This is a genomic window from Plantibacter sp. lyk4-40-MEA-4 (assembly GCF_030209415.1).
Classification (GTDB): domain Bacteria; phylum Actinomycetota; class Actinomycetes; order Actinomycetales; family Microbacteriaceae; genus Plantibacter; species Plantibacter flavus_A.
Genome location: NZ_JARVSA010000005.1, coordinates 179,587 through 193,126, shown reverse-complemented (window position 1 = coordinate 193,126; position 13,540 = coordinate 179,587). Strand labels below are relative to the sequence as shown.

The following is a 13,540-nucleotide window of genomic DNA, read 5'->3' as shown; positions in this document are numbered from 1 at the left end:
TTCCGGCAAAAGTATGCGAGAAGCCGGTCACAGCGCAAGACCTGCTGTGTTTCGAGTGCGTTACGGCTTGCTCCATGTGGTTAGACTCGGCCGCATGCAAGAGCCTCGACGCGCAAGATTGATCGATGTCGCCCGGCGCGCGCGAGTCGGGAAGACCACGGCGTCCGACGCGCTCAGCGGCGTGGGACGCGTGTCGCCGGCCACTCGGGAAGCCGTTCTGGCCGCGGCGGCCGAGCTCGGCTACTCGGTCAACACGGCGGCCAGACACCTCCGCGGCGGCGCGATCGGGACCATCGGCATCGTCCTCCCCGAGGTCCTGTCGCGGTCGTCGTACTACATGGCGTTCACCTTCGGAATCGTCACGAGCGCGGCGGCCCACGACATCGACGTGACCATCGTGAGCCCGTCGGCGTCGTCCGGCCGTTCCCGGCCGATCCGCGCGGACGGGTTGATCATCGGCGACCCGCTCTCCGGAGACCCGGGGCTGCCGTCCCTGATGGCCTCGAGCATCCCGATCGTGACCCAGGAACACCTGCCTGACGACATCGACGTCGTACCCGACGGCGTGATCTGGTCGTCGCACGAGGCGGCGATGCTCCGGCTCTTCGACGAGATCGACGTCACCGAGGCCCGACGACCCGCCTTGCTCGTCGCTCCGGACGCGTCGGACTGGTCGCGCCAACTCGTCGCCGGCTACCGCCGAGGATGCGCAGCGCGAGGCCTCGATCCGGTCATCGCGCCGATCTCGTTCGAGGCTCCGTGGCACGCGGTGCGCGAGTCGACCGAGCGGCTGCTGCAGACGAATCCGGACACCGATGTGATCATCTGCGGACCGGACTCCAGCGCGATCGAGGTCGTCGCCGTGCTCGGGCGCCTCGGCCGCACGGTCGGCGAGGACATCACCGTCGTCTCGTGCGTGGACCATCCCTCGCTGCCGTTCCTGACTCCGCCCATCACCTCGATCGATCTGCGCCCCCGCGAGTCGGGGGTCGCCTGCGCCGAGCTCCTCATCGACCTGCTCGACGGCCGTGCGGCGTCCGGCACCGATGTGGAGTTCCCGATCACGGTCGTCGCCAGGGAGTCCACGTCGAGAGCGCTGCGGGTGCGCCGGTGAGCGCGCCGCTCGACGGCATCGTCGTCGCCGACTTCTCCCGCGTCCTCGCGGGTCCGCTGGCGACCATGACGCTCGCCGATCTCGGAGCGCGGGTCGTCAAGGTCGAGCGACCACTCACAGGTGACGACACGAGGGCGTGGGGTCCGCCGTACGCCGAGTCCGGGAACACCACCTACTTCGAATCCGCGAACCGCGGCAAGGAATCGGTGGCGCTCGACCTCACCGATCCGGTCGACGTGGCGCGCGCGCGCGAGCTGATCGCGAGGAGCGACGTGGTGATCGAGAACTTCCGGCCGGGGGCCTTCGCGAAACTCGGATTCGATTGGGACACGCTCACCGCCGAGCACCCTGGCCTCGTCTACGTCTCGGTGAGCGGGTTCGGTCAGGGGGCAGGGGCGGCACTGCCCGGATACGACTTCGTCGCCCAGGCGGTCGGCGGTCTCATGCACGTCACCGGTGAGACCGGAGGCGAAGCGATGAAGGCCGGTGTCGCACTGGTCGACGTGCTGACCGGCAAGGACGCCGTGATCGGCATTCTCGCGGCTCTCCGGCGGCGGGAACTGACGGGGCGCGGTTCGAGGATCGACGTCAATCTGCTCTCCAGTCTGCAGGCGGCTCTGGTCAACCAGATGTCGGCACACCTGGGCGCGGGGACGGAACCCGGGAGATTGGGCAACCGGCATCCCTCGATCGCGCCGTACGAATCGCTGCGATGCGCCGATGCGCCGATCGCGGTCGCCTGCGGGAACGACGCGCAGTTCGCGCGGATGGCCACCGAACTCGGATGCCCGCAGCTCGCCGCCGATCCACGGTTCCAGAGGAACCCCGACCGTGTCGCGCATCGCGAGGCCCTGGTCGTCGAACTCGAGGCGTCCCTGGCTGCCGACACGGCGGCGGCATGGGCCGCGAGGCTGAATCGCATCGGCGTGGCCGCCGGTGTCGTCAACTCGATCGGCGATGGTATCGCGCTCGCGGAGGAACTCGGACTCGAACCGGTGTGGGACGCCATCGGTAGCGACGGCCGTCGGTCGACGCAGATCCGTACCCCGCTCACGTGGTCTCCCGCGATCCCGGTGAGCGTGTCTGCACCCCCGCGACTCGGCGAGCACGACGAGTCCGTGCTGGCCTGGTTGGATGCTGAGCGCTAGCTATATCGAAGCGCGAGCCAGAGCTCGGCCGCGACGTCGGGATCATCGAGCGAGGCGTCGAGGATCTTCTCGGCGGCGGTGATCCTCGGCCGGACGGTGTTCCGATGCACGCCGAGGTCGCGTGCCGTCCGCTCGGCTTGATGACCGTTGCGCAGATACGCGACGACGGTACGCCGCAGTTCCGGTTCGGCGCGCGAGAGCAGATCGATCCAGCGGCGTGATCGCCCATCCGGATCGATGCGCGTTCGTGCATCGGGGTCCGCACGGTGGAGTGCCATGACGCGGGCGGCCGCGGCAGCGACGTCCTCCAAGCCGACCCGTCCGCTGAGGACTCCGGAACGGGGCGTGCCACGCTCATCCCCGTCTGCGGCCATCAGCGTGAGGTGCACGCCGTGGTGAGACTTCCCGGCGCCGAATCCACCGTCGAAAGCGGGATCGCCGCCGGCCAGGACCCGGAAGAGCATGGGCAGATCGATGCCGGAGACGTCGGCGAGCGCGCGGGCGGCCGACGGCTCACCGCGGAGTGCGAGCCGGGCGACCCACGCCTCGGGCGTCGCATCCCCGCTGCTCTGCGCACTCAACATCCGGAGCAGAGCGGTGGCCGTCAGGACGAGTTGACGGTCCGAGCCGCCGAACGGTCTCCCCGTGCCCAACGCGAGCGCGCCGCGGGGGCGTCCGTCATCGCTGACCGCGTGCGCGACGACCGTCGAGCCGTGGGACACGAACGAGGCCGCCTCGACGCCTGAGCGCAGGAGTGAGCGCTCCACGTCCGAACGCACGGAGGGCAGGATCGCCTCGAGCGACGGGGGATGCAGGACGTCCGACGAGTCGCCGGGCCCCATCGGCAGCCAGGCCACCCACCCGCCGATGGCCTGTGCCATCACTCGCACGACCGCGACGATCGGATCGGGGCCGGCTGCTGCCTGCACGAGTCTGGTGTGGGCGTGCGCGGTGCGCATCGCCTCCTCATGTCCGCCGCGACCCGCGAGCGACCAGTACGCACGGGAGACGTCGAGGAACGGGACGCCGTCCGGCACGGCGAAGATCGGTATGCCGGTCGCACGGCAACGCTCCACCAGCGCGGAGGGCGCGTGCTCCCACCCCTCGCCGAGACCGATCCCGATCGCACCGATGTCGTGCTCGGCGAGGCGGTCGACGTACCGGCCTGCCGATTCGGCGTGCAGCGGGATGCCGGTGGTGAGCAGCAGTTCGCCGCCCTCGAGGTACCGGCCGGGGTCGGCGAGCTCCGAGACGTGCACCCCGGTGATCCTGCGCGCGGCGTCGAACGGCACCAGCGGGCGCAGCGCGGCGCTCGACGCGAGCGAGAGTTCACCGAGGGAGACCATGCCGCCATTGTGCAGGACGCACAGGACTGGGATCAAGGTTGGGCGAACTGTCACCCATGACCTACGTGGCACGCTTTAGCGTCGACCTCATGACCATCTCGCCGCATCTGATCACCGAGATCCCCGGTCCGCGATCACGCGAGCTCCACGCTCAGCGCACCGCGGCCGTCGCCTCCGGTTTCGCAGTCACCCTGCCCGTCTTCATCGCCCGCGCCGGCGCCTCGACGCTCGAAGACGTCGACGGCAACACCCTCATCGATCTCGCTTCGGGCATCGCCGTCACCAGCGTCGGAGCGGCGAATCCTCGGGTGCGGGACAACGTGGCCGCCCAGCTCGAGCGCTTCACCCACACGTGCTTCATGGTGACCGAGTACGAAGGGTTCGTCCGGGTCGCCGAGTGGCTCAACGCCCACACGCCGGGTGACTTCGAGAAGCGGACCGCACTGTTCACCACGGGTGCCGAAGCCGTCGAGAACGCGGTGAAGATCGCACGCGCGTACACCGGTCGTCCCGGGGTGCTCGTGATCGACGAGGCGTACCACGGGCGCTCTCTGCTGACCATGGCCATGACGGCCAAGGAGCAACCCTACAAGAACGGGTTCGGCCCGTTCCCCGACGACGTCGTGCGGGGGCCGAACGCCAACCCACTGCGGGGGAGGGGCGCCGATGCCGCACTGGCCGAGATCGAGCGGATCATCACCGAGCATGGCGACGAACATTTCGCCGCGATCGTCGTCGAGCCCATCCAGGGCGAGGGCGGATTCATCGTCCCCGCAGCGGGGTACCTCGCCGGGCTCCGCCGGATCGCGGACGCGCACGGCATCGTCCTCGTCGTCGACGAGATCCAGAGCGGCCTCGGCCGCACCGGGCGTCTCTTCGCGAGCGAGCACGAGGGGGTCGTCGGCGACATCACGCTCACGGCCAAAGCGCTCGGCGGCGGACTGCCCCTCAGCGCCGTCACCGGCCGAGCCGAGATCATGGACGCCGCGCACGCGGGCGGCCTCGGTGGCACGTATGCGGGGAACCCCCTCGCCTGCGCCGCAGCGCTCGCGGTGTTCGACGTGCTCGACGACCCCGAGCTGCTGCCGGGCGTCGCGCACATCGAGCAGACGATCCGGGCCCACTTCGAGCCGCTGCTCGCCGAGTTCCCGGTGATCGCCGAGGTGAGAGGGCGAGGAGCGATGATGGCCCTCGAATTCGCCGACCCCGGGACGCTCGAGCCGCGTGCCGACCTCGCTCAGCGGGTGACGGCCGCCTGCCACGCCGCAGGCGTCCTCACGCTCACCTGCGGCACGCACGGCAACGTCATCCGTCTGTTGCCGCCGCTCGTGATCGAGCCGGCCGTGCTCGACACCGGACTCGAGATCCTCAGTCGTTCCATCCGCTCCATCGCCGCCGAGGAGGTCGCAGCGTGACCGCCGTTCCCGACCTGCTCGACTTCGACGAGATGCTCACCGATGACGAGCGGGCCACTCGAGACCGTGTGCGGACATTCGTCGACGCCCGCATCCGTCCCCACATCGCCGACTGGTACGACCGCGCGATCTTCCCGACGGAACTCGTGCCGGAGCTGGCCGATCTCGGCCTCCTCGGGATGCACCTTTCGGGCTACGGGTGCGCAGGCCGGAGTGCCGTCGAGTACGGGCTCGCCGCGATGGAACTCGAGGCGGGCGACTCAGGTCTGCGCACCTTCGTATCGGTGCAGGGATCGCTCGCCATGAGCGCGATTTACAAGCACGGCAGCGAGGAACAGAAGCAGGAGTGGCTGCCGCGCATGGCGCGCGGCGAGGTGATCGGATGCTTCGGACTCACGGAGCCCAACTCGGGGTCCGATCCCTCGAGTATGACCACCTTCGCGCGTCGCGACGGCGACGGCTGGGTGATCAACGGTGCGAAGCGGTGGATCGGGCTGGCCTCGATCGCCCAGGTCGCGATCATCTGGGCGCAGACGGATGACGGCCTGCGCGGCTTCATCGTACCCACGGACTCCGACGGCTTCGTCGCGACGCCGATCGCCCCCAAGCTCTCGATGCGCGCATCCATCCAGTGCGACATCACGCTCACCGACGTGCGCCTGCCGTCGACGGCACAGCTCCCCGAGGCACGCGGTCTCAGGGCCCCGTTCTCCTGCCTCAACGAGGCGCGGTACGGCATCGGCTGGGGAGTGATCGGTGCCGCACGCGACAGCTACGCCACGGCACTGTCCTACTCCCGTTCCCGCATCCAGTTCAACCAGCCGATCGCCGCGTTCCAGCTCACGCAACAGAAACTCGTCGACATGGCGATCGAGATCGAGAAGGCCCAGCTGCTCGCTCTCCGGCTCGGCAGGCTGAAGGACGCCGGCAAACTCGCTCCGCATCAGATCTCGGTCGCCAAGCTCAGCAACACTCGCGCGGCGATCGCCATCGCGCGCGAGGCGAGGACCGTGCTCGGAGGAAACGGGGTGTCCGGCGACTACTCGCCCTTGCGCCATGCCGCGAACCTCGAATCCGTCCGCACGTACGAGGGCACCGACGAGGTGCACCTGCTCGTGCTCGGGGCACACATCACCGGCTTCTCCGCCTTTCGCAGCACCGTCATCACTGGAGCATCATGACCGTCATCGCCCTGCACCACTTCATCGACGGAACCTGGGTCGAGGGCGGAGGAGAGCCCCTCGTCGACGTCAACCCGAGCAGTCCGCGGGACGTCGTCGCCGAGGGGCCAGGGGCATCACGCGCTGATGTCGACCGCGCCTTCGCGGCGGCCCGCACCGCCTTCGACGGCTGGCGTCGCACACCGGCTCGCGCACGCGCCGCGATCCTGCTCCGCGCAGCCGACATCATCGAGGCGCATCGAGAAGCGTGGGGCCGGGAGCTGGCCCGCGAGGAGGGCAAGACCCTCGTCGAGGCGATAGCCGAGACCGGCCATGCCGCGAACATCCTCCGCTTCCACGCTCAGGAGGTCGAACGCCAGAGCGGTGGTGTCTTCGAATCGCCGAGTCCTGGCGAGCGCATCCTCGTGATCCGACGACCGGTGGGGGTCGTCGGGGCGATCACCCCCTTCAACTTCCCGATCTCGATCCCGGCGTGGAAGCTCGCTCCGGCCCTGGTCTGGGGCAACACCGTGGTCTGGAAGGCCGCGACGTCCGTCCCCGTACTCGCCATGCGGTTCGCCGGGGCGCTCGAGCAGGCCGGATTGCCTCGAGGCGTGTTGAACCTCGTGAACGGCACGGCCGCCGTCGGTGAGGCGATCGTCGCACATGCGGACGTCGATGCAGTGACGTTCACCGGCTCGACGAACGTCGGCAGGAGTATCGCCGCGCAACTTGCGACGCGCGGGATCCCGTTCCAGGGCGAGCTCGGCGGGAAGAACGCATCGCTCGTGCTCGCGGATGCCGACCTCGACGTCGCCGTCGAGCAGGTGGCGATCGGCGCCTTCCGCGCCGCGGGGCAGAAATGCACGGCGACCTCTCGGGTGATCGTGCACGAAGCGGTCGCCGACGAGTTCCTTCGTCGGCTCGCAGCGCGCACCGAGCGGATGGTCGTGGGCGATGCCCAGGCTGAGGGGGTCGAGGTCGGACCCGTCATCGACCGCGCCGCGCGCGACCGTGTCGCAGCCGCCATCGCGCTCGCCCGAACGACGGCGACAGTGGTGGTGGCGCCTGAACCGTACGGACCTGATGAGCTCGACGGCGGCTACTTCATCGCCCCGTCGATCTTCGAGCTGAACGAGGACGACCCGGGGGAACTGTGGACGGAGGAGCTGTTCGGCCCGGTGATCGGCATCCGCAGGGTTCCGAGCACCGATGCCGGGGTCGCACTCGTGAACGACAGCGCGTACGGACTGTCGGTCGCGGTGTTCACGACCGGTCTCGCGGACGCGCTCAAGGTGATCGAGGACATCAGCGTGGGCGTCGTGCACGTCAACTCGGCGTCGGCGGGGGCGGATCTCCACGTGCCCTTCGGGGGCAGTCGCGCGAGTGCGCTCGGTCCGAAGGAGCAGGGGGCCGCCGCCCGAGAGTTCTTCACCGAGACCGGGACGGTCTACCTGCGGGGCTGACTTCGTTCGTCGGATCGCATCGGCGTCGTCTTGGAGACGGACGGCTCGCGAATCGCGGGGACCGCGCCGATGACGTTCGGGCACCACTTGTGTCGCCCACGCACTGCGGCTAAGGTCGTATCTCATATACGACCGAGGAGGTTCGCATGTCCGCCGTACCGTTCGCTGCCGGAGCGCTGCCATCGCGCACGGCGCACATCCTCGGAGTGATCAAGTCCGCCATCCTCAACGGCGATGTCGAGCCGGGTGCCGCGCTCGTCGAGAACGACCTCGCCCGCGAATTCGGCGTGTCCAAGACCCCCGTGCGTGAGGCGCTCAAGGTCCTCGAGGGGACCGGACTCGTGGTCATCCGGCCCTACACGGGCACGTTCGTCCGTGAGCTCACGGTCGCCGACGCCCTCGCGATCTACGACCTCCGGCTGCTGCTTGAACCCGAGGCCGTCCGCCGCACCGTCGCGACCGGTGTCGAACTCAACGACGCGGCGACCGCACTCCAGCAGGCGACCGAGGCGACGGAGGGTTCACAGCGCAGTCTCGCGAACCGTGCCTTCCACCGCGCCCTGTACGCCGGGTGCGGTAACCCGCTCCTCATCCAGACGCTCGACGGGTTGCGTGACCAGACCGCACTCGTCGCCGCGGCATCGTGGGCGCATCAGGCCACGTGGCGCGATGAGGCCGCTGAACACGCGGACATCCTCGCCGCGGCCACCGCCGGGGACGCCGACGAAGCCGCCCGGCTCGTCGCCGCGCACATCGACCAGTTCTCCCGACGCAGGATCGCGAACGGTTCGGACGTGGAAGGAGGAGTCGGCTAAGCGGGATGCGGCCCGTTCACCGCCAAGTTCCCGGGCCGCCCCCTGATCTCCAGCCTCCGAGGAGGCTTCACCGCTACTCGCAAGGAGCAACGATGCTTCATCATGACACACCGACCAGCGCCACCTCTCAGTCGGACACCGTCCGCCGACGGCGCACCAACACCCGCTGGACGATCGTCGGCTTCTCGGCGCTCGGCCTCACCATCGCCTATCTCGATCGTGCCGCGCTGAGCGTCGCGATGCCCTTCATGGCCGAGGAGTTCGAGATCGGCCCGGCCGTCCAGGGCGTCGTGCTGTCGTCCTTCTTCTGGACGTACGCCCTGTTCCAAGTCCCGTCCGGCTGGCTGCTCGACCGGTTCGGTCCACGCGTCATCTACCCCATCGCCGTGGGCTGGTGGTCGATCTGGACCGCCCTCACCGCGCTGTCGCAGGGCGTCGGCAGCGTCATGCTCTTCCGACTCGGACTCGGCATCGGCGAGGCACCCGTCCAACCCGCGAACGTCAAGGTCGTCTCGAAGTGGTTCCCACGACGCGAACGCGCGTTCGCGTCGAGCCTGTTCGACATGGGACAGCAGATCGGCACGGCACTGTCCGTCCCGCTCGTCACCGCCCTCGCGCTCTTCGGAGGGTGGCGGCTCGCCTTCGTCGTCATCGGGCTCTTCGGCCTCCTCTGGATCGTCGGCTGGCTCGCTGTCTACCGCGCACCGGAGAAGCACCCGAAGGTGAACCGGGCGGAGCTCGAGTACATCAACTCCGACCAGGCCGAGATGGTGCAGACCCCCGAGGCCGCCGAAGGCGCTGCGAAGGTCCCGTGGTCGCGGCTCCTGCGCAACAACCAGGTCTGGGCGCTGACGCTCGGATACGTGTTCCGATCGTTGGCCGGTGCGTTCTTCCTCACCTGGTACCCGAGCTACCTGTTGAACGACCGTGGCTTCTCGAAGGAGGAGTTCGGCATGGTCGGGGCCATCCCGGCCGTCATCGCGATCGGTGCGACGGTCCTCGGTGGCATCGTGTCCGACCGGATGCTCGCCTCCGGCATGTCGACGAACCTGGCGCGGAAGATCCCGATCATCTCCGGGCTCGTGCTGAGCGCCTGCATCGGCTTCAGTCCCTTCATCGAGAGCAACGTCCTCCTCATGGTGGTGCTCACCGTGTCGAGTGCGGCGCACTCCTTCGCCGGCGCCGCGATCCTCAGCCTCCCTGCGGAGGTCGCCGAATCGCCAGAGACCGTCGGTTCGATCGCCGGGTTCCAGAACTTCGGTTCGCAGCTCGGCAACCTCATCAGCCCCATCGCCATCGGGCTCTTCCTGACCTTCAGCGGCGGTTCCTATGTGGGCCCGCTCGTCTTCGCAGCCTTCAGCTGCCTCGTGAGCGCAGCCATCTACGGACTGTGGGTGCGGATCAAGCCCGTCCAGGCCCTCACCGAGCCGCTGCCCAGTTCCATCGAAAGGACTCCATCGTGAACCGCGCACCCCTGAACCGCGCCGACCTGAGCCGACGGCTCGCGACCGTCGTCGGCATCCCCGTCGTCCCGTACGCCACGGACGGAGGCATCGACCATGAGCTCGCCGGAACGCTCACGAGGAGACTCGGCGCGCACGGGGTCCAGGTGCTCACGCCGAACGGCAACACCGGCGAGTTCTACGCGCTCGCGCCGGAGGAACGACGCGCGATCCTCCGGACCGTCATCGCGAACGCGTCCGCCGGGACGACGATCGTGGCCGGCGTCGGCTTCGACCTCGCCACCGCGATCGCCGACGCACGGTTCGCCGCGGAGACCGGCGCGGACGCGATCATGATCCACCAGCCCGTGCTGCCCTACCTGTCGCCCGACGGGTGGGTGGCCTACAACCGCGCCATCGCGGAGGCGGTCCCGGAGCTCGGCGTCATCCCGTACCTGAGTACACCGACCGTGAGCGGGCACCACATCGGCGCCCTCGTCGGACAGGCACCGAACGTGGTCGCCGTCAAGTACTCCGTGCCCGACCCCGTCGTGTTCGCCACCACCAGGGCCGAAGCCGACGTGGACATCGTCTGGATCGCAGGGCTCGCCGAGTCGTACGCACCGGCGTACTGGCAGGGCGGCGCGCGGGGGTTCACTTCCGGACTCGTCAACGTCGCCCCCTCGGTCTCGCTCGGCATGCTCGACGCCCTCCGGTCCGGTGACTACGAGCGGGCCGGCGCGATCTGGCGGGACATCAGCGCGTTCGAGGAGCTGCGTGCGCGCAACCGCTCGGCCGACAACGTGTCGGTCGTCAAGGAGGCCATGCACCAGCTCGGACTGGCCGATCGATCGGTCCGTCCACCCAGTGCACCACTCGACGAAGCCGGGCGCGCGGCAGTCGGGCGTTCCGTCGCGGGTTGGCCGATCGCGCCGCTCGTCCGTCCCGAGGCGGGAGCACTCACCCGATGAGGATCGAACGGCTCGACACCTACCTGCAACGGGTGGGGGAGCGCCCGCGCGTCCTCGTCCGCATCACGACCGATGACGGCGTCGAGGGCTGGTCCGAGGTCTACAACCACGGACCCGATCTCGCGTTCCCACCACTGCTCGAGTACCTGTTCGAGCAGATCAGGGGTGTCGATGCGCGCCGCACCTCGCACGTGAACCAGTTCCTGCTCCAGTCCTCGCGTTTCCCGCCGGGGGCGATGGGCCTCGCGGCGATCGCGGCCATCGACCACGCCCTGTGGGACATCGCAGGGAAGGCCGCCGGGCTGCCCGTCTATCAGCTGCTCGGCGGTGCCGTCCGCGACCGGGTCCGCGTGTACGCCGGACTCTACGCGGCGCCCGACGTACCGCAGCTCGTCGACACGACCGCTGAACTCAGCGAGCGCAACGGGTACACGGCGTTCAAACTCAGTCCGTATCGCGCCGAGTTGCACCGGAACCGATTCGGCCTCGTCGCGGCGGAGCTCGGCCGCTACTTCGGCGAGGTCCGGGAGACGCTGCCTGACGCCTGGGAGTTCGGCTTCGACGCGCATGCCTGTCTCTGGGAACCCCATCAGGCGGTCGCGCTGGCCGCAGCCCTCGAACCCAACGAACCCCTGTTTCTCGAAGAACCGATCCGACCCGAGTACTTCCCGGCCTGGGCGCGGATCCGGAGTGAGATGCGGGTGCCCCTCGCGACGGGGGAGTCGCTGTACTCCCCGAACGAGTTCCTCTCGCTCCTGAGCGTGCAGGGAGCCGACATCGTGCAGCCTGACATCTGCGTCGTCGGCGGACTCACCCAGATGGTGAAGATCGCCCACCTGGCCGAGGCGCACCTCGTCCCGGTCGCCCCGCACAACCCCCTCGGCCCACTCGCCACGGCCGCGAACGTGCACTTCGCGGCCGCGACGACCAACTTCTCGATCCTGGAGTTCAAACCCGACCCCGTCTCCTGGTGCCACGACCCGTACGAACCGGTCAATGGCCACCTGGAGCTGCGCCCGGAGCGACCCGGCTGGGGGATCGAGATCGACCTGGCGGCGCTCGCCAATGATGACTGGGTGCACTGGCAGCGCCGTGTGCCGGTGAAGCCGGACGGGTCGACCGCATGGATGTGACCCGAGCAATGATGCGCTGCTGGAACCGACGAAAGGACCATCGATGATGAACGACGCCCCGGACGACACCGTGACGAGCGACTCCGATGCCGACCGAGCGGCCGTCGCGGCCGCCGTCGAGCGGGCACGCCACGCCACCACGCGGCTCACCGCACTCGGCCGTACCGGCCGGGCATCGCTCCTCGACGATCTCGCCGACGCCCTCGATGCCCGCCGTGACGACATCGTCGAGGCGGCCGACGCCGAGACCGCGCTCGGTCCGACCCGACTCACCGGGGAACTCGCCCGCACCAGCTACCAGTTCCGGTTCTTCGCAGCAGTCCTCCGTGAGGGCTCCTACCTCGAGGCGACCATCGACCACGCCGGACCGACCCCGATGGGTCCACGGCCCGATCTGCGTCGGATGCTCGTGCCCGTCGGCCCCGTCGCCGTGTACGCCGCCAGCAACTTCCCGCTGGCCTTCTCCGTGCCGGGTGGCGACACCGTCTCGGCGCTCGCGGCGGGCAACGGTGTCGTCGTCAAGGTCCACCCCGCGCACCCTCGGACGAGCGAGCTCGTCGGCGGAGTCATCGCGCAGCTCGCCGCAGACGCGGTGACGCTCGTCCACGGGTTCGGGGCCGGTCGCGCCCTCGTCCAGGAACCCGGTATCCGCGCCGCCAGTTTCACCGGATCCATCCGCGGCGGGCGCGCACTCGCCGACCTCGCGGCCGCCCGGGCGGACCCCATCCCGTTCTTCGGCGAACTCGGCAGCGTGAACCCGGTCCTCGTGACGCCGGCGGCCGCGGAAGGACGCGGCGTCGAGATCGCGGCCGGCCTCGCCGCTTCGGTGACCCTCGGCGGTGGCCAGTTCTGCACGAAACCAGGCGTGGTGCTGCTCCCGGCCGGCGGAGCGGGCGACGCGCTCGTCGAACACCTGCGGGCGGAGCTTGCACGCGTCGCACCGAAGCAGGCGCTGACGCACTCGATGGCCGACGCCTATGCCGCCGGCGTGGCCGAGCGCGCCGCGGACCCGCGGGCGATCCCGTTGCTCGCCGGGACGGCCGAACCGGGCTGGACGACGCCGGCGCTCATCGAGGTCCCGGTCGGCGGACTGGGTGGGGTGCTCGGTGAGGAGTGCTTCGGCCCGCTCACCGTCGTCGCGCGGTACGAGGATGACGCGGAGGCCGAACAGCTCATCGCGGAACTGCCCGGTTCGTTGACCGGCACCCTCCTGCTCGGCCGCGATGCGGGGTCGGCCGACGCGGACGAGGGCGTCCCGCGAGCGCGACAGGCGCTCCGTTCCCGATCCGGCCGGCTCGTCTACAACGGGTATCCGACCGGTGTGGCGGTCTCGTGGGCGCAGCACCATGGCGGGGATTGGCCGTCGACGAATTCGCAGTTCACCTCGGTGGGCGCCGGTGCGATCCGACGGTTCCTCAAACCGGTCGCCTGGCAGGACGCCCCGCAGGGCGAGCTGCCGCCCGAGCTGCGGGACGGCGACGCAGGTGTCCCGCGACGGGTGGACGGCGTCCTGCGTTGACCGCGCGAGGC

General features: G+C 69.6%; 11 protein-coding genes. 10 read left to right on the top strand and 1 reads right to left on the bottom strand.

The window, feature by feature from the left end; all coding sequences use genetic code 11:
• Nucleotides 1-94 precede the first annotated feature (94 nt).
• The gene (locus tag QRN44_RS10830; protein WP_158596576.1) at nucleotides 95-1,114 is read left to right on the top strand and encodes a LacI family DNA-binding transcriptional regulator; all 1,020 of its coding nucleotides are present in this window, start codon (nucleotides 95-97) and stop codon (nucleotides 1,112-1,114) included.
• Nucleotides 1,111-2,262 (top strand): CaiB/BaiF CoA transferase family protein, encoded by a 1,152-nt coding sequence (locus tag QRN44_RS10825; protein ID WP_285039138.1) that lies wholly within the window; start codon nucleotides 1,111-1,113, stop codon nucleotides 2,260-2,262. Before QRN44_RS10830 ends, QRN44_RS10825 begins: the two co-directional genes overlap by 4 nt.
• On the opposite strand, the gene QRN44_RS10820 is transcribed toward QRN44_RS10825, so the two are convergent.
• On the bottom strand, nucleotides 2,259-3,608 hold the full coding sequence (locus tag QRN44_RS10820) for a PucR family transcriptional regulator (RefSeq protein WP_285039137.1): 1,350 nt from the start codon (nucleotides 3,606-3,608) through the stop codon (nucleotides 2,259-2,261). The genes QRN44_RS10825 and QRN44_RS10820 overlap by 4 nt on opposite strands.
• A gap of 89 nt (nucleotides 3,609-3,697) precedes the next feature.
• Between QRN44_RS10820 and gabT the strand changes: the two genes are divergently transcribed.
• From gabT to QRN44_RS10780, 8 genes are all read left to right on the top strand, one after another.
• On the top strand, nucleotides 3,698-5,023 hold the full coding sequence (gene gabT / locus QRN44_RS10815) for a 4-aminobutyrate--2-oxoglutarate transaminase (protein ID WP_285039136.1): 1,326 nt from the start codon (nucleotides 3,698-3,700) through the stop codon (nucleotides 5,021-5,023).
• A 32-nt stretch (nucleotides 5,024-5,055) separates the two neighbouring features.
• A complete protein-coding gene (locus QRN44_RS10810; protein WP_121291123.1) occupies nucleotides 5,056-6,204 on the top strand; it encodes an acyl-CoA dehydrogenase family protein in 1,149 nt (382 codons plus the stop codon).
• Complete coding sequence (locus tag QRN44_RS10805) at nucleotides 6,201-7,649, top strand: aldehyde dehydrogenase family protein (RefSeq protein ID WP_121290899.1); 1,449 nt, start codon at nucleotides 6,201-6,203, stop codon at nucleotides 7,647-7,649. The genes QRN44_RS10810 and QRN44_RS10805 overlap by 4 nt, the downstream gene beginning before the upstream one ends.
• Before the next feature lie 146 nt (nucleotides 7,650-7,795).
• Nucleotides 7,796-8,464 carry a GntR family transcriptional regulator gene (locus tag QRN44_RS10800; protein WP_121290898.1) on the top strand — a complete coding sequence of 223 codons (669 nt, stop codon included), beginning with the start codon at nucleotides 7,796-7,798 and terminating at the stop codon, nucleotides 8,462-8,464.
• 92 nt (nucleotides 8,465-8,556) lie between these two features.
• Complete coding sequence (locus QRN44_RS10795; RefSeq protein WP_158596575.1) at nucleotides 8,557-9,927, top strand: MFS transporter; 1,371 nt, start codon at nucleotides 8,557-8,559, stop codon at nucleotides 9,925-9,927.
• Nucleotides 9,924-10,877 (top strand): dihydrodipicolinate synthase family protein, encoded by a 954-nt coding sequence (locus QRN44_RS10790; protein ID WP_285039135.1) that lies wholly within the window; start codon nucleotides 9,924-9,926, stop codon nucleotides 10,875-10,877. The genes QRN44_RS10795 and QRN44_RS10790 overlap by 4 nt, the downstream gene beginning before the upstream one ends.
• A complete protein-coding gene (locus tag QRN44_RS10785; RefSeq protein WP_285039134.1) occupies nucleotides 10,874-12,010 on the top strand; it encodes a mandelate racemase/muconate lactonizing enzyme family protein in 1,137 nt (378 codons plus the stop codon). Before QRN44_RS10790 ends, QRN44_RS10785 begins: the two co-directional genes overlap by 4 nt.
• Nucleotides 12,011-12,053: 43 nt before the next feature.
• On the top strand, nucleotides 12,054-13,529 hold the full coding sequence (locus QRN44_RS10780; protein WP_285039133.1) for an aldehyde dehydrogenase family protein: 1,476 nt from the start codon (nucleotides 12,054-12,056) through the stop codon (nucleotides 13,527-13,529).
• Nucleotides 13,530-13,540 lie beyond the last annotated feature (11 nt).

Bases quoted from the DNA above. Each gene is read 5' to 3' on its own strand.
- QRN44_RS10830 (WP_158596576.1), top strand. From the start codon at position 95: ATGCAAGAGCCTCGACGCGCAAGATTGATCGATGTCGCCCGGCGCGCG.
- QRN44_RS10820 (WP_285039137.1), bottom strand. From the start codon at position 3,608: ATGGTCTCCCTCGGTGAACTCTCGCTCGCGTCGAGCGCCGCGCTGCGC.
- gabT (WP_285039136.1), top strand. From the start codon at position 3,698: ATGACCATCTCGCCGCATCTGATCACCGAGATCCCCGGTCCGCGATCA.
- QRN44_RS10810 (WP_121291123.1), top strand. From the start codon at position 5,056: ATGCTCACCGATGACGAGCGGGCCACTCGAGACCGTGTGCGGACATTC.
- QRN44_RS10805 (WP_121290899.1), top strand. From the start codon at position 6,201: ATGACCGTCATCGCCCTGCACCACTTCATCGACGGAACCTGGGTCGAG.
- QRN44_RS10800 (WP_121290898.1), top strand. From the start codon at position 7,796: ATGTCCGCCGTACCGTTCGCTGCCGGAGCGCTGCCATCGCGCACGGCG.
- QRN44_RS10795 (WP_158596575.1), top strand. From the start codon at position 8,557: ATGCTTCATCATGACACACCGACCAGCGCCACCTCTCAGTCGGACACC.
- QRN44_RS10785 (WP_285039134.1), top strand. From the start codon at position 10,874: ATGAGGATCGAACGGCTCGACACCTACCTGCAACGGGTGGGGGAGCGC.
- QRN44_RS10780 (WP_285039133.1), top strand. From the start codon at position 12,054: ATGATGAACGACGCCCCGGACGACACCGTGACGAGCGACTCCGATGCC.